The organism is Methylobacterium sp. WL6 (assembly GCF_008040095.1).
Classification (GTDB): Bacteria; Pseudomonadota; Alphaproteobacteria; order Rhizobiales; family Beijerinckiaceae; genus Methylobacterium.
In genome coordinates, this window is sequence record NZ_VRVH01000103.1 from 1 (window position 1) to 14,106 (window position 14,106).

Sequence of the window (14,106 nt, forward strand, 5' to 3'; positions counted from 1 at the left end):
GGTCTTCGCCCCGCTGGTCGCCGACGACCACGTCGCGGCCTTCACCGAGGCACTGAAGCGCATGGGCGGGCGCGTGGTCGAGGCCGGCCCCGCCGGCGATCCGCTCGGCCACGTGCGCGAGCGCCTGGACGCGGCGAAGGTCGTCGCTTCCGCCGTGCCGGAACATGCCGGCAACCGCGACCTTTCCGCCGTCACCCGGCCGCAGGCGGTCGACGACGTCGACGTCGCGATCGTGCGCGCCCGCTTCGGCATCGCTGAGACCGGATCGGTGCTGTTCACCGAGGCCGAGCTGGTGGTGAACGCGGTGGCCTACCTCGCCCAGCACCTCGTGGTGCTGCTCGACCCCGCCGACATCGTCGTCAACGTCCAGGCGGCCTACAAGCGGCCGGACTTCGCCGGGGCGGCCTACGCCGTCCTGCACACCGGCCCCTCCGCCACCGCCGACATCGAGGGCGTATTGATCCACGGGGCGCAGGGCGTGCGCTCGCTGACCGTCGTCCTGTTGCCGCGCGGCGACGTTCGGGCCGCCTGATCGATCGCGCCGTCGAGCTCGGGGAACCTCGGAACGGGCGTGCTCCTTGCTTGGGCTAGACCCTCGGCAACGCTACGGAGGCCCGATGCGCTACACTCTCGGCTGCAGCCTGTCCTACAACATCCTTTCGGACACGACCTTCATCTTCAACCTGGAGGTCGCGCGCTTGCGAAGCCTTGAGCTTCTCAGCGAATCCCTCGTGCTGACGCCGAACCTGAAGCGCGACATCTACACGACGCCCGATCTGCTCAACCGTTACCTCGGCGTCAACGTGCCGATGGGCCAGTTCGCGCTGGAATACAACGCCGAGGTCGAGCTCACCGTCCACCGGGCCGACCCGGCGACGATCAACGAGACGCCGATCTCGGCGCTGCCGCTCGACATCCTGCCCTTCCTGCTGCCGAGCCGCTTCGTCTCGTCCGATCGGCTGACGCCGTTCGCCCAGGCCGAGTTCGGCGCGCTGCCGAAGGGGCATCAACGGGTCAACCAGATCTGCAACTGGATCCACGACCACATGACCTACAAGCCGGGCACCAGCGACGGCGAGACCACCGCCGACGAGAGCCTGCTCAAGCGCGCGGGCGTGTGCCGCGACTTCGCGCATATCGGCACCGCCTTCTGCCGCGCGCTGGGCATCCCCGCCCGCTTCGTGTCCTGCTACGCGCACGGCCTGGTGCCGAGCGACTTCCACGCGGTGTTCGAGGCCTATCTCGACGGGCGCTGGTGGCTGTTCGACGCGACCCGCCAGGCCGATCTCGACGGCCTGGTGCGCATCGGCGTCGGCCGGGATGCCGCCGAGATCGCGTTCTCGACGCCCTACGGCAACATGCAGCCGGTCAACCAGCAGATCCGCATCACGCGCTCGGACGGCCTCGGCAGCCCGCCCCAGCGCACGGTCGACGCGATCTCGACGGAGGTGCCGGCGCCGCATGCGGGCGCGGCCTGAACCGCCGCCATCGATGCGCCGGATCGCCCGTCCGTGTTAGGAAGGGATCGATAGCCCCGGCAAAGGAGCGATGCCGTGTCGCGCGCGATCAACGATCATCAGCACCGACCGGTCGACATCCCGGACAGCGCGCGGGCCGCGATCGAGACGGTGGCGGCCCATCCCGCGGTGCGGGCGATCATCGTGTTCGGGTCGCGCGCCGCGGGCGATCACGATGCCCGGTCCGACATCGATGTCGCCATCGAGGCACCGGGCCTCGACCCGGCGGCGATGGCGCGGCTTCGCGACGGGATCGCGCGGTTTCCCACGCTCTATCGGATTTCGGTGACCCGGCTCGACACGATGCCGAGCGCACTCAAGGATCGCGTCCTGGCGCAGGGAGTCACGATCTATGAGCGCGCGGAAGCTTGACGACAGCCTGGGCAATCTCGGCCGCGCCGTCGCCAATCTCGAGCGTGCGCTGACGATCCCGACGGATGGCGAGCTCGTCTTCGAAGGCACCATCCACCGCTTCGAGATCACGATCGAGCTGGTCTGGAAGACCCTGAAGCGCGCCCTCGAATTCGAGGGCCTGAGCCCGAAGACGCCGCGCGACAGCGTGAAGGAGGCCTTCCGGATCGGCTGGCTACACGACGAGGCGGTCTGGCTCGACATGCTCGATTACCGCAACACCACATCCCACGCCTACCTGTCGGACGAGCTCGTGGCGGCCAACTATCGAGACATCGCCAAGGTCACGCCGCTCATCCGAACCACCTTCGATTTTCTCGCGCAGCGCTACCGCACGATCTGACAGGATGGGGACGCCGCTTCCCACCTCTCGCGCAGCGGAAGCCGGCATCGGCGTCAGGAGCATGCCATGGCCTACCGCCACGTCGTCGGCCCGCGCAGCTGGGCGTTCGCCGACCTTGCCGAGCTGATGGCGAAGGCGACGCCGGTCCGCTCCGGCGACCGGCTCGCGGGGCTCGCCGCGGAATCGGCGGAGGAGGGGTCGGCCGCGCGCTGGTGCCTCGCCGACGTGCCGCTGCGCGAGATCCTGGCCAAGCCCCTGATCGCCTACGAGGACGACGACGTCACCCGGCTGATCCTCGACGGCCACGATGCGGCGGCGTTCGCCGAGATCGCGCACCTCACCGTCGGCGACTTTCGCGAATTCCTGCTCGTCGCGACCAGCGAGACGCTGGCGCGAATCGCGCCCGGGATCACGCCGGAGATGGCGGCGGCGGTCTCGAAGATCTCGCGCAACCAGGACCTGATCCTGATCGCCCGGAAGTGCCGGGTGGTGACCCGGTTCCGCAACACCATCGGCCTGCCCGGCACGATGGCCGTGCGGCTGCAGCCGAACCACCCGACCGACGATCCCGCCGGGATCACGGCGGCGATCCTCGACGGGTTGTCCTACGGCTGCGGCGACGCGGTGATCGGCATCAACCCGGCCTCGGACTCGGTGGCCGCGCTGGGCAAGCTCCTCCACCTCCTCGACGCGATCATCCGGCGCCATGCGATCCCGACGCAGGGCTGCGTGCTGACCCACGTCACCACCACCCTCGAGGCGATGAACCGTGGGCTGCCGGTCGACCTCGTGTTCCAGTCGATCGCCGGCACGCAGGGCGCCAACGCCGGGTTCGGCGTCACGCTGGCGATCCTGAAGGAGGCGCACGAGGCGATGCTGGCGCTGAAGCGCGGGACGGTCGGCGACAACGGCATGTATTTCGAGACCGGGCAGGGCTCGGCGCTGTCCGCGAACGCCCATCACGGCATCGACCAGCAGACGCTGGAGGCGCGGGCCTACGCGGTGGCGCGCCCGTTCCGGCCGCTTCTCGTCAACACCGTCGTCGGCTTCATCGGGCCGGAATACCTCTACGACGGCAAGGAGATCATCCGCGCCGGGCTCGAGGACCACTTCTGCGGCAAGCTGATGGGCGTCCCGCTCGGCGTGGACGTCTGCTACACCAACCACGCCGAGGCCGACCAGAACGACATGGACGTGCTGCTGACGCTGCTGGGGGCGGCCGGCTGCACCTACGTGATGGGCGTGCCCGGCGCCGACGACGTGATGCTGAACTACCAATCCACCTCGTTCCACGACTCCCTCTACGTCCGCGAGGTTCTGGGCCTCAAGCGCGCCCCCGAGTTCGAGGCGTGGCTGCACGCCCTCGGGATGACGGACGATCACGGCAGGCTGCTGCCCGCGGAGCCGGGATCGCCGCTGCTCGCCGACGCTTCGGGGCTCGCCGCATGAGCGAGGACGCGAAGGTCTGGGCGCGGCTCGCCGGGCTGACGCCCGCCCGGATCGGCCTCGGGCGGGCCGGGAGCGGCCTGCCGACCCGCGAGGTCCTGCGCTTCGGCCTCGCCCACGCCCAGGCCCGCGACGCCGTGCACGCGCCGATGGATGCCGATGCGACCGCACAGGCGATCGCGGCGTTGGGTTTCGCGACGCTCCGGGTCGCCTCGCGGGCGGCCGACCGCGCGACCTACCTGCGCCGGCCCGACCTCGGGCGCGCCTTGGCGGAGGAGGGCCGCCAGGCCCTCGAGCAGGCCGCCGGCGATCCGGTCGATCTCGCGATCGTCGTCGCCGACGGGTTGTCGGCCCGTGCCGTGCACGAGGGCGCGGCCGGTTTCCTTGCGGCCTTCAAGCCGCATGCCGACGGGGCCGGCTGGCGGCTCGCGCCGGTGGTCGTCGCAACGCAGGCCCGCGTCGCGCTCGGCGACGCCGTCGGCAGCGCCCTCAAGGCCCGCGCGGTAGCGGTGCTGATCGGCGAGCGTCCCGGCCTGTCCTCGCCCGACAGCCTCGGGATCTACCTCACCTTCGCGCCGCGCCCCGGCCGCTCGGACGCCGAGCGCAACTGCATCTCGAACGTCCGCCCCGCCGGGCTCTCGCACCCGCTCGCCGCGTTCAAGCTCGACTGGCTCCTGACCCAGGCCTTCGCCCGCGGGCTGACCGGCGTGTCCCTGAAGGACGAGAGCGACGCCGCGCTCGCCGCGGCTCAAGAAGCGAACATGATCGACGTGTAAGCGATACCCGTCAGGCGGTTGCATCCAGCAGGCAAAGGGCAAGCTCCGCCGCTTCTGCGACTTCAGCGTTCTCGGAGGTCAATAAGGCCGCCAACGCGGCTTTCGCCGATCGGTACGTTTCCTCGTCGGCGCGATCGACGCGGCCAAGCTCGAAGAAGATCAGCGTTTCGGCACGTGCTTCGTACGATCCCTTCGCGATCAGCCGAGCGGCCAAGTCAAGCGGCAGGGTGCCGCCCAGCTCGCTGAGAGCGAACAGAAGCGTTCCCGCTTCTCCGGCGACCCGTTCGTCCCGCAAGGTCGTGACGATGGGCTCGGACATCTCCGCAAGACCGCAGTCCGCCAGCGCCAACGCAGCCGTATTCCGCACGCGGCGGGATCGTGTGGACTGCAGGATCTCCGCCACGTCCCTCAAGGCGTCGGGGGAGGGCGCGTGGCCCTTCAGGTCTTCGAGCGTGGCTACCAGGGCTTCCTCATCACCGGAGCCTGCGGCATCCGCGACGGAAGACTGCCTGGGCAGAACGAGCGTGTTTGAGACCATGCGTTACGACCGCTCCTTCGGCGGATGTGAACTGGCCCAGTCCGCGTAAGTATCCTCCGCCTCCCGCCGCGTCGTCAAATCGCCGAGCCCAGCCCTCGCTTTTTCGCGGTGCCACCATCGTCGAAACTCGTCGAACCGTGGTCGGCTTCGCAAGCCGAACCAGGGATCGCGGGTGAACATCCGCCCTCCGCGCAAGGGTCGTCTTTCGTCTTCGGCCATGGCTCGCACAGATGCGTCGTCAATGCGAGCATACGCAGTGCCGCCCGCTCACGTGTCCAGAACGATCACCGGCCCGCACGTCTGAATATCTGGGCGCCGAGCAAGCCAAACGCGGCTGTGGCGGGGTCGCAACACCGCGAAAGCATCCCGGGTTTGCCCCGAGACCTGCCTTCAACCGCCGCGATCCCGCCATAAACCGGGACCACCTCAGCATCCGCGGTAAACGGCTTTTCCCCCAACCGGTTACCGCTCGGTTGCGAGCGATTCCAAGAGCGTGGTCGAGCCTCCTCGCGCAACGTCGGTCGACGCTGCGGGACGGTCGTTCGCACCCTGCCGGGGATCGGCCGATGCGTAGCGGACCCGGGGGTGCGGGACAGGTCATGGACGCGCCTACGAACGACAAGTCGAAGCTGCCGAGCCGCCACGTCACGGAGGGGGCCGACCGCGCGCCGCACCGCTCGTATCTCTATGCGATGGGCCTGACCAAGCAGCAGATCCACCAGCCGCTCGTCGGCGTGGCGTCGTGCTGGAACGAGGCCGCCCCGTGCAACATCTCGCTGATGCGCCAGGCGCAGGCGGTGAAGAAGGGCGTCGCGGCCGCCCACGGCACCCCGCGCGAGTTCTGCACCATCACCGTCACCGACGGCATCGCCATGGGGCACGCCGGCATGCGCGCCTCGCTGCCGTCGCGCGAGGTCATCGCCGATTCCGTCGAGCTGACCATGCGCGGCCACGCCTACGACGCCCTGGTCGGCCTCGCCGGCTGCGACAAGTCGCTGCCGGGCATGATGATGGCGATGGTGCGCCTCAACGTGCCGTCGATCTTCATCTACGGCGGCTCGATCCTGCCGGGCTCGTTCCGCGGCCGCCCGGTCACCGTGCAGGACCTGTTCGAGGCGGTCGGCAAGGTCGCGGTCGGCGACATGAGCCTCGACGACCTCGACGAGCTCGAGCAGGTCGCCTGCCCCTCGGCCGGCGCCTGCGGCGCGCAGTTCACCGCCAACACCATGGCCACCGTCTCCGAGGCGATCGGCCTTGCGCTGCCCTACTCGGCCGGCGCGCCGGCGCCTTACGAGATCCGCGACCAGTTCTGCGCCACCGCCGGCGAGAAGGTGATGGAGCTGCTGGCCAAGAACATCCGCCCGCGCGACATCGTCACCCGCAAGTCCCTGGAGAACGCCGCTGCTGCCGTCGCCGCGTCCGGCGGCTCGACCAACGCCGCGCTCCACCTGCCGGCGATCGCGCACGAGTGCGGGATCAAGTTCGACCTGTTCGACGTCGCCGAGATCTTCCGGCGCACGCCCTACGTCGCCGACCTGAAGCCGGGCGGCCGCTACGTCGCCAAGGACATGTTCGAGGTCGGCGGCATCCCGCTCCTGATCAAGACCCTGCTCGACCACGGCTTCATCCACGGCGACTGCATGACGGTGACCGGCCGCACCATCGCCGAGAACATGGAGCACGTCCGCTGGAACCCGGACCAGGACGTGGTCCGCTCGGCCGGCAGCCCGATCACCCCGACCGGCGGCGTCGTCGGCCTCAAGGGCAACCTCGCCACCGAGGGCGCGATCGTGAAGGTCGCCGGCATGCCGCTGAACAAGCAGGTCTTCACCGGCCCGGCGCGGGTGTTCGACGGCGAGGAGGCCTGCTTCGAGGCCGTCCAGAAGCGCACCTACAAGGAGGGCGAGGTCCTGGTGATCCGCTACGAGGGCCCGAAGGGCGGCCCCGGCATGCGCGAGATGCTGTCCACCACCGCCGCGCTCTACGGCCAGGGCATGGGCGACAAGGTCGCCCTCATCACCGACGGGCGCTTCTCCGGCGCCACCCGCGGCTTCTGCGTCGGCCATGTCGGGCCCGAGGCGGCGGTGGGCGGGCCGATCGGGCTGCTGCGCGACGGCGACATGATCACGCTCGACGCGATCAAGGGCACCCTCGACGTGGCGCTCTCCGACGCCGAGCTCGACGCGCGCCGCAAGGCGTGGACGCCGCGGACCAATTCCGCGACCTCCGGCTACCTCTGGAAGTACGCGCAGACCGTCGGACCCGCCGTGAACGGCGCCGTGACCCATCCGGGCGGCGCCGAGGAGATCCAGAGCTATGCGGACGTCTAGGACCGACCGCGACCGGCCGGACCGGGCCGATCCCCGTCGGTCCCGCGGCGGGCTGAACGTGCACCTGCGCGGCCTCGCGCTCGCCGCGACGGCGGTCGCGACCCTGCTCGCCGGCACGCCGGCGACGGAGGCGCTCGACGCCAGCGTCCGCACGCCCGTGCCGGAGAAGAGCTACCGCAGCGCCAAGGACGCGCTGCGGGCCGGCGTGCGCGAGTACAATGCCGGCGACAAGGAGGGCGCGGCCCGCGCGCTCGAATACGCCGCCGACCAGGGCCACGCGCTCGCCCTGTGGAAGCTCGGCCGGATGTATGCCGAGGGCGACGGCGTCCCGCACGACGACCTGAAGGCGTTCGAGTTCTTTTCGCGGATCGCCGATTCCGGCACCGACGACGGGCCCGACGCGCAGACCTCGGCGGTGACGGCGAGCGCCTTCACCGCGCTCGGCAGCTACTTCCTCGACGGGATCAAGGGCACCTACGTGCGCCCGAACCCCGAGCGGGCCTACGACATGTTCAACTACGCGGCGTCGTATTTCGGCGACCCGAACGCGCAGTACAACCTCGCCCGCCTCTACCTCGACGGCACCGGCGTCGAGGCCGACGCGCGCCAGGCCGCGCGCTGGTTCAACCTCGCCGCCGAGAAGGGCCACCACCCGGCCCAGGCGCTCTTGGGCGACATGCTGATGAACGGCATGGGCGGCGTGCCGGTGCAGCGCGCCCGTGGCCTGATGTGGCTCTCGCTGGCCCGCGAGGGCGTCGAGGGGCGCAAGGACGCGTGGATCGTCGCGCTCTACGAGAAGAACTGGGCAGCGGCCAGCGACGAGGACCGCGCCGAGGCGCAGGCCCAGGTGCAGACGGTGGGCTCGATCAAGCGCCGCCGCTGAACCCGGGCCGGCACGACGGCCCGGCCGGGGCGACGTCATATCCCGCGACGCGAATCGAACCCGGCACGGGTTCCTCCCTCCCCGCCGGGGGGGGAGGGAGACGCGCTGAACCGAGTCCATCAGTAACGCGGTCTATCGGACGGCGCTCAGCCCTTGCGCGCGGCCATGGCCGTGACGAAGGACGGGCGCGCCAGGATGCCGTCGACGTAGGCCGCGAGCTTCGGCCAGCGGGCGGCGTCGATCTTCGCGTCCGCGAGGTGGAAGTTGTAGAAGCCGGTCGCGATCGCGATGTCGGCGATCGAGAAGGCGTCGCCGACCAGGAACGCGCCGTCGATCCGACCCTCGAGATGGTCGAACAGCGGCGGCAGGTCGGTGTCGAGCGACTTGGCGACCGCGGCGTCGTCGCAGGGCCTGCCCATCATGTTGGGCTTCAGCACCCGCTCGCGGAACGCCACGACCAGCGGGCCGAACAGCTCCGTGTCGCCGAACTTGTCGTACCAGACCGCGCGGCCGAGCGCCTTCGCGTCGGCCGGCATCAGCGCCGGGTCCGGGTGCTTGCGCTCCAGGTACCACAGGATCGCGGAGGAATCGGCGAGCTTGAAGCCGTCGTCGTCGATCGCCGGGATCTTGCCGAGCGGGCTCGCCGCCTGGAACGCGGCATCGGGCGCGTGGAACATGCAGGGCACGTGCTCGTAAAGCACGCCCTTCTCGGCGAGCGCCACGAGGATCTTGCGGACGTAGGGCGAATAGCCGGTGCCGTAGACGATCATGCTGGTTCTGGACCCATTGGGTTTGCGGAGGGCGCCTCGTAGCACGGATCCCGGCGGCACGGCCGCGACCGGCCCCCCGGATGCGGTCGGACCGCTGCGGCCATTCGACGGGCCATCGGAACTTGGCCGTACGATTGGGCACTTACCCGCACGAGCCCGCACCTCCGTGGGCCGCGATTCCGCCGTCACGAGAGGATTTCCATGAAAGCGCTGTGCTGGCACGGCAAGGGCGACATCCGCTGCGACACGGTCCCCGATCCGCGGATCGAGGATGCGCGCGACATCATCATCAAGGTGACGTCCTGCGCCATCTGCGGCTCGGACCTCCACCTGATGGACGGCCAGATGCCGACCATGGAGGCGGGCGACGTGCTCGGCCACGAGTTCATGGGCGAGGTCGTCGAGGTCGGGCAGGGCTTCACCAAGTTCAGGAAGGGCGACCGCGTGGTCGTGCCGTTCAACATCAATTGCGGCGAATGCCGCCAGTGCCGGCTCGGGAACTACTCCGTCTGCCAGCGCTCGAACCGCAACGCCGCCATGGCCGCCGCCCAGTTCGGCTACACCACCGCCGGCCTGTTCGGCTACTCGCACCTCACCGGCGGCTACGGCGGCGGGCAGGCCGAGTACGTGCGCGTGCCGATGGCCGACGTGGCGCCGATGCTGGCGCCCGAGGGCGTCGACGACGAGTCGCTGCTGTTCCTCACCGACATCCTGCCGACCGGATGGCAGGGCGCCGAGCATTGCGAGATCAAGGGCGGCGAGATCATCGCGGTCTGGGGCGCGGGCCCGGTCGGCCTGTTCGCGATCCAGTCCGCCAAGATCATGGGCGCCGAGCGCATCATCGCGATCGACACGGTGCCCGAGCGCCTGGCGCTCGCCCGCACCTACGGCGCGACCGACATCATCGACTACGCGAAAGAAGATGTGTTCGAGCGGATCAAGGAGATCAGCAAGGGCGAGGGCGCCGACGGCGTCATCGACTGCGTCGGCATGGAGGCCAGCGCCGGCCATGGCGTGGCCAGCCTCGTCAACACGATCCAGGAGAAGCTGACCTCGACCGAGCGGCCCTACGCCCTGATGGAGGCGATCAAGGCGGTGCGCCCCTGCGGCATCGTCTCGGTGCCCGGCGTCTACGGCGGCCCGATCCCGGTCAACATGGGCATGATCGTCCAGAAGGGCCTGACCATGAAGAGCGGGCAGACCCACGTGAAGCGCTACCTGGAGACGCTGACCAAGCTGATCCAGGAGGGGAAGATCGACATGACGTCGATGATCACCCACCGCTCCACCAACCTCGCCGACGGGCCGGACCTCTACAAGACGTTCCGGGACAAGAAGGACGGTTGCGTGAAGGTCGTGTTCCACCCGAACTGACCGACGGGGCGATGCTGGCGCGGTCCGGAACGGACCGTCGCCGGCGTCGCTCGCCGCGGGGGCTCACGCCGCCCGCGTGTTCGCCGTCGGCGCGAAGTGGCCGAGGTAGCGCGTGCCGATCGCCGTCACCGGCAGCACGACGAAGACGTCAGTGGTGCCGAACTGGCGGTCGATCACCGCCCCGTCGCCGAAGGTGGCGCCGACGCGGAGATAGCCCTTGATCAGCGGCGGCAGCGCCTGCAGGGCGGCCTTCGGGTCGATCGCTTCGCGGTCGAGCCGGTCCATCGGCACGTAGCGCTCGGGCAGCGCCCGGGCCCGCCAGCCGTCGGGCGCACGGGCATGGTGGTGCAGGAAGCTCAGGGGCAACGCGAGGCGGGAGGGATCGGTGCCGTCGAGGCTGGCGCAGCCGATCAGCGCGTCGATGCGGTGGTGCAGCACGTAGGCGTAGATGCCGGCCCAGAGCAGCTCGACCGTGCGCTTGGTGCGATAGGGCTTCAGCACGCAGGAGCGGCCGAGCTCGAGCAGGCGCTTGCCGGGATGAGCCGCGAGCAGCGGCGCGATGTCGAACTCGGAGGCCGAGTAGAAGCCGAAATGGCGCTCGGCCGCCTCGCCGCGGAGCAGGCGATAGGTGCCGACCACCTTGGGCCGCGCCTTGCGGAACGGCTTCGCGTCGGTCGCGGCGTGATCGATCACCAGGAGGTGGTCGCAGACCGCATCGTAGGCGTCGACGTCGCGCCGCGACAGCATCGCCATGCCGCTGGGGATCGCCGACATCTCCTCGTAGAACACCTGGTAGCGCAGCCGCTGCGCCCGGCGGATCTCGGACTTGCGGGTGGCGAGGCACACCTCGAGGCTGCCGATGCGGCCGAGGCTCGGGCCCAGCTCGGGGAGGGGCTTGCCCGCACCCTTGGCCTTGAAGCGGATCGGCGTGGCGCCGGGCGGGGTCAGGCTGCGGCCACCGAAGCCGGGCAGGGTGCCGTCGGCCGACTTGCGCTTCAGCTTCGCGATGGGGGACTCGACGCTGTCCCAGCCGTTGGCCCGGATCGCGTCCCAAGCGGCGGAGGCCCCACGCGTAAACTTCGCGACCATGGTCGACGCCCATTCCGGGTCGGGAGCGCGCCCCCGCGGGGCGGCCGGCTCCAGGCCCTGGAACCGGACACAATCACGAAGGCCGCACGCTTTTATGACAGGCCCGCGCCGGCGCCCGTGAGCGTCCCGCGAGCCCGAAGGCCGTCCGGTCTCAGACGAACTGGCTGAGGCCGGGGACGGAGCCGACGATCGGCCCCATCACGTCCTCGCCGGCCTTCTCGCGGCCGTAGGCGAACAGCTCCTGGCCGAGCGGCTGCATCTGGCCCATCGGCACGCCGGCCGCCATCAGCTTCTGGCCGAGCGCCATCACGCCGCCGCCCATCATGCCGCCGAGCATGCCCATGAGGCCGCCGCCGCCCTCGTCGGCGTTCGAGGTCGCGACCAGGGATTCGGCGCCCGGCATCGCCGCCATCAGCTGGCTCACCTCCGTGGCGGGGCCCTCCTTCTGGAGGAACGCCAGGATGTGCCCGATCGCGGTCTGCGCCGTCGCGGCATCGAGCCCGGTGCGGTTGGTCACGCGGGCGATGAGTTCTTCCATGATCGGCAGCTCCCGAGGGTGTTTCCTCGTCCTTCGGGCTTAGGGAAGCAGAAATCAAGCAAAACGGCCGCGCATCTGGCAAAGCCGGTCTTCGGCCGGCATAACCTTCACCGGTGGTGCGAAGGGGATTGGGCGTGATGGCGGGCGACGGCAGCATCCTCGTTGGAAAAAGCATCCCGAAGACCGGCGCGCCGAAGCCCGAGGTGCTGACGCTCAAGCTCGCCAACCGGCACGGGCTGGTGGCCGGCGCGACCGGCACCGGCAAGACCGTGACGCTGCAGGTGATGGCCGAGGGCTTCTCCAATGCCGGCGTCCCGGTCTTCGCGGCGGACGTGAAGGGCGACCTCTCGGGCCTGGCGGCGGCCGGGGAATCCATGCCCGTCTTCGTCAAGCGCGCCGAGGAACTCGGCATCGCCTACGAGCCCGACCGCTTCCCGACCGTGTTCTGGGACCTGTTCGGCGAGCAGGGCCATCCGATCCGCTGCACCGTGACCGAGATGGGGCCGCTGCTGCTGGCGCGGCTGCTCGAGCTCAACGACACGCAGGAGGGCGTCCTCAACATCGCCTTCCGCGTCGCCGATGAGAACCAGTGGCCGGTGATCGACCTGAAGGACCTGCGCGCGCTGCTGGCCTTCTGCTCGGAGAACCTCAAGACGATCTCCGGCCAGTACGGCAACGTCTCGGCGGCGTCGGTCGGCGCGATCCAGCGCCAGCTCCTGATGCTCGAGAACCAGAACGCCGACCGGTTCTTCGGCGAGCCGGCCCTCAACCTCGAGGACTTCATGCGGACCGACCGCGACGGGCGCGGCGTCGTCAACATCCTGGCCGCCGACAAGCTGATGCAGCGGCCTCGGCTCTACGCCTCGTTCCTGCTGTGGATGCTCTCCGAGCTGTTCGAGCAGCTGCCCGAGGTGGGCGACCTGGACAAGCCGAAGCTGGTGTTCTTCTTCGACGAGGCGCACCTGCTGTTCAACGATGCACCGAAGGCGCTGCTGGACGCGGTCGAGCAGGTGGTGCGGCTGATCCGCTCGAAGGGCGTCGGCGTCTACTTCGTGACGCAGAACCCCCTCGACGTGCCCGAGACGGTGCTGGGCCAGCTCGGCAACCGGGTCCAGCACGCGCTGCGCGCCTTCACCCCCCGCGACCAGCGCGCGGTGAAGGCGGCCGCGGAGACCTTCCGGCAGAATCCCGGCTTCGACGTCGCGGAGGCGATCACCCAGCTCGGCGTCGGCGAGGCCCTGGTCAGCTTCTTGGAGCCGAAGGGGACGCCGTCGGTGGTCGAGCGCGCCCTGATCGCGCCGCCCCAGGGGCGCGTCGGTCCGCTGACGCCGGCCGAGCGCGCCGACCTGATCGCCCGGAGCCCCCTGCGCGGCAAGTACGATGCGGCGATCGACAGCGAGAGCGCCTACGAGATGCTGGCCAAGCGCAAGAATCTCGACGCCGCCCCGGCCGAGGCGGCGCAGGCCTCGGAAGGCGGCCTCGGCGGGTTCCTCGGCAGCATCATGGGCAGCGTGTTCGGCACGCCCGCCGCCAAGGGTGGCGGCAAGGGGGGCCGCAAGGCGCCGCAGAGCCTCGCCGAGCAGGTCGTGTCGAATGCGGCGCGCTCCATGGCGCGCAGCGTCGGCACCCAGGTCGGCAACGCGATCCTGCGCAACGTGCTCGGCGGGCTGACGAAGCGGTAGCAGGGAGCGGGCGCGGCGCGGGCCGCGCCGGGTCACAGGCAGGGATCGGGTGCCGCCTCGAGCCGGCCCGCCTCGATCGCGGCGAGGAAGGCCTGGTAGTCCGCCGCGTTCCGGTCGCCGTAGGCGTGCGCCCAGTCGGCCAGCGCCTCGCGCAGGTCGGCGTGGCGGTCCTTGCCGCAATAGCCGGCGATGGCCGCCGCGTCGCCGGTGCGGGCATGCGCGCGGGCGAGCAGCGCGCCGTAGGCCCAGGAGAAGTACAGCAGCGGCTGCCCGGTCATGCAGGAGACCGGGATCTCGCCCTTCATGTTCTTCATCTGCCGCACGTAGAACGGGCGGTCGGCGATCGTGGTCCAGCCGAGCAGCGGGTCGCCGACGCCCTGGAGCAGGCGCTGGCCGTAGATCACCCGCT

The 14,106-nt window shown here is 70.2% G+C and carries 15 protein-coding genes; 10 read left to right on the top strand and 5 right to left on the bottom strand.

The window, feature by feature from the left end:
* The 6 genes from FV230_RS14895 to eutC all read left to right on the top strand — a co-directional run.
* A partial coding sequence (locus tag FV230_RS14895; RefSeq protein WP_147842956.1) for an LUD domain-containing protein occupies nt 1-532 on the top strand: 532 nt, incomplete at its 5' end.
* Between the two features lie 85 nt (nt 533-617).
* A complete protein-coding gene (locus FV230_RS14900; RefSeq protein WP_147842957.1) occupies nt 618-1,478 on the top strand; it encodes a transglutaminase family protein in 861 nt (286 codons plus the stop codon).
* Nucleotides 1,479-1,553: 75 nt separating this feature from the next.
* Nucleotides 1,554-1,889, top strand: a complete 336-nt coding sequence (locus FV230_RS14905) for a nucleotidyltransferase domain-containing protein (RefSeq protein ID WP_210248632.1) — start codon at nt 1,554-1,556, stop codon at nt 1,887-1,889.
* Nucleotides 1,870-2,271: an HI0074 family nucleotidyltransferase substrate-binding subunit gene (locus tag FV230_RS14910; protein WP_147842958.1), complete on the top strand. Its 402-nt coding sequence runs from the start codon at nt 1,870-1,872 to the stop codon at nt 2,269-2,271. Before FV230_RS14905 ends, FV230_RS14910 begins: the two co-directional genes overlap by 20 nt.
* A 66-nt stretch (nt 2,272-2,337) precedes the next feature.
* Nucleotides 2,338-3,720 (top strand): ethanolamine ammonia-lyase subunit EutB, encoded by a 1,383-nt coding sequence (locus FV230_RS14915; protein ID WP_147842959.1) that lies wholly within the window; start codon nt 2,338-2,340, stop codon nt 3,718-3,720.
* Nucleotides 3,717-4,493: an ethanolamine ammonia-lyase subunit EutC gene (eutC, locus tag FV230_RS14920; RefSeq protein ID WP_147842960.1), complete on the top strand. Its 777-nt coding sequence runs from the start codon at nt 3,717-3,719 to the stop codon at nt 4,491-4,493. The genes FV230_RS14915 and eutC overlap by 4 nt, the downstream gene beginning before the upstream one ends.
* 10 nt (nt 4,494-4,503) lie before the next feature.
* Here the strand turns inward: eutC and FV230_RS14925 are convergent, their stop codons facing one another.
* Complete coding sequence (locus FV230_RS14925) at nt 4,504-5,031, bottom strand: hypothetical protein (RefSeq protein WP_147842961.1); 528 nt, start codon at nt 5,029-5,031, stop codon at nt 4,504-4,506.
* A 599-nt stretch (nt 5,032-5,630) separates the two neighbouring features.
* On the opposite strand from FV230_RS14925, the gene ilvD reads away from it, so the two are divergent.
* Entirely contained in the window at nt 5,631-7,361 is a 1,731-nt protein-coding gene (gene ilvD, locus FV230_RS14930) for a dihydroxy-acid dehydratase (RefSeq protein ID WP_147842962.1), read from the top strand.
* Nucleotides 7,348-8,244 (top strand): tetratricopeptide repeat protein, encoded by an 897-nt coding sequence (locus FV230_RS14935; RefSeq protein ID WP_147842963.1) that lies wholly within the window; start codon nt 7,348-7,350, stop codon nt 8,242-8,244. Before ilvD ends, FV230_RS14935 begins: the two co-directional genes overlap by 14 nt.
* Before the next feature lie 146 nt (nt 8,245-8,390).
* On the opposite strand, the gene FV230_RS14940 is transcribed toward FV230_RS14935, so the two are convergent.
* Nucleotides 8,391-9,014, bottom strand: a complete 624-nt coding sequence (locus FV230_RS14940; RefSeq protein WP_147842964.1) for a glutathione S-transferase family protein — start codon at nt 9,012-9,014, stop codon at nt 8,391-8,393.
* Nucleotides 9,015-9,215: 201 nt separating this feature from the next.
* On the opposite strand from FV230_RS14940, the gene FV230_RS14945 reads away from it, so the two are divergent.
* Nucleotides 9,216-10,388 carry a zinc-dependent alcohol dehydrogenase gene (locus FV230_RS14945; protein ID WP_147842965.1) on the top strand — a complete coding sequence of 391 codons (1,173 nt, stop codon included), beginning with the start codon at nt 9,216-9,218 and terminating at the stop codon, nt 10,386-10,388.
* A gap of 63 nt (nt 10,389-10,451) precedes the next feature.
* Here FV230_RS14945 and FV230_RS14950 read toward each other — a convergent pair whose 3' ends face one another.
* On the bottom strand, nt 10,452-11,477 hold the full coding sequence (locus FV230_RS14950) for a GNAT family N-acyltransferase (RefSeq protein WP_147842966.1): 1,026 nt from the start codon (nt 11,475-11,477) through the stop codon (nt 10,452-10,454).
* A gap of 151 nt (nt 11,478-11,628) precedes the next feature.
* Nucleotides 11,629-12,015 (bottom strand): DUF2780 domain-containing protein, encoded by a 387-nt coding sequence (locus FV230_RS14955; RefSeq protein WP_147726661.1) that lies wholly within the window; start codon nt 12,013-12,015, stop codon nt 11,629-11,631.
* A 137-nt stretch (nt 12,016-12,152) separates the two neighbouring features.
* Between FV230_RS14955 and FV230_RS14960 the strand changes: the two genes are divergently transcribed.
* Complete coding sequence (locus FV230_RS14960) at nt 12,153-13,697, top strand: helicase HerA-like domain-containing protein (protein ID WP_147842967.1); 1,545 nt, start codon at nt 12,153-12,155, stop codon at nt 13,695-13,697.
* Between the two features lie 32 nt (nt 13,698-13,729).
* Here the strand turns inward: FV230_RS14960 and FV230_RS14965 are convergent.
* Nucleotides 13,730-14,106 (bottom strand): DUF2252 family protein (locus FV230_RS14965; RefSeq protein ID WP_147842968.1); only part of this gene is annotated, 377 nt, incomplete at its 5' end.

Coding starts and splice junctions, on each gene's coding strand:
- FV230_RS14900 (WP_147842957.1), top strand. CDS start 618: ATGCGCTACACTCTCGGCTGCAGCCTGTCCTACAACATCCTTTCGGAC.
- FV230_RS14910 (WP_147842958.1), top strand. CDS start 1,870: ATGAGCGCGCGGAAGCTTGACGACAGCCTGGGCAATCTCGGCCGCGCC.
- FV230_RS14915 (WP_147842959.1), top strand. CDS start 2,338: ATGGCCTACCGCCACGTCGTCGGCCCGCGCAGCTGGGCGTTCGCCGAC.
- eutC (WP_147842960.1), top strand. CDS start 3,717: ATGAGCGAGGACGCGAAGGTCTGGGCGCGGCTCGCCGGGCTGACGCCC.
- FV230_RS14925 (WP_147842961.1), bottom strand. CDS start 5,031: ATGGTCTCAAACACGCTCGTTCTGCCCAGGCAGTCTTCCGTCGCGGAT.
- ilvD (WP_147842962.1), top strand. CDS start 5,631: ATGGACGCGCCTACGAACGACAAGTCGAAGCTGCCGAGCCGCCACGTC.
- FV230_RS14935 (WP_147842963.1), top strand. CDS start 7,348: ATGCGGACGTCTAGGACCGACCGCGACCGGCCGGACCGGGCCGATCCC.
- FV230_RS14940 (WP_147842964.1), bottom strand. CDS start 9,014: ATGATCGTCTACGGCACCGGCTATTCGCCCTACGTCCGCAAGATCCTC.
- FV230_RS14945 (WP_147842965.1), top strand. CDS start 9,216: ATGAAAGCGCTGTGCTGGCACGGCAAGGGCGACATCCGCTGCGACACG.
- FV230_RS14950 (WP_147842966.1), bottom strand. CDS start 11,477: ATGGTCGCGAAGTTTACGCGTGGGGCCTCCGCCGCTTGGGACGCGATC.
- FV230_RS14955 (WP_147726661.1), bottom strand. CDS start 12,015: ATGGAAGAACTCATCGCCCGCGTGACCAACCGCACCGGGCTCGATGCC.
- FV230_RS14960 (WP_147842967.1), top strand. CDS start 12,153: ATGGCGGGCGACGGCAGCATCCTCGTTGGAAAAAGCATCCCGAAGACC.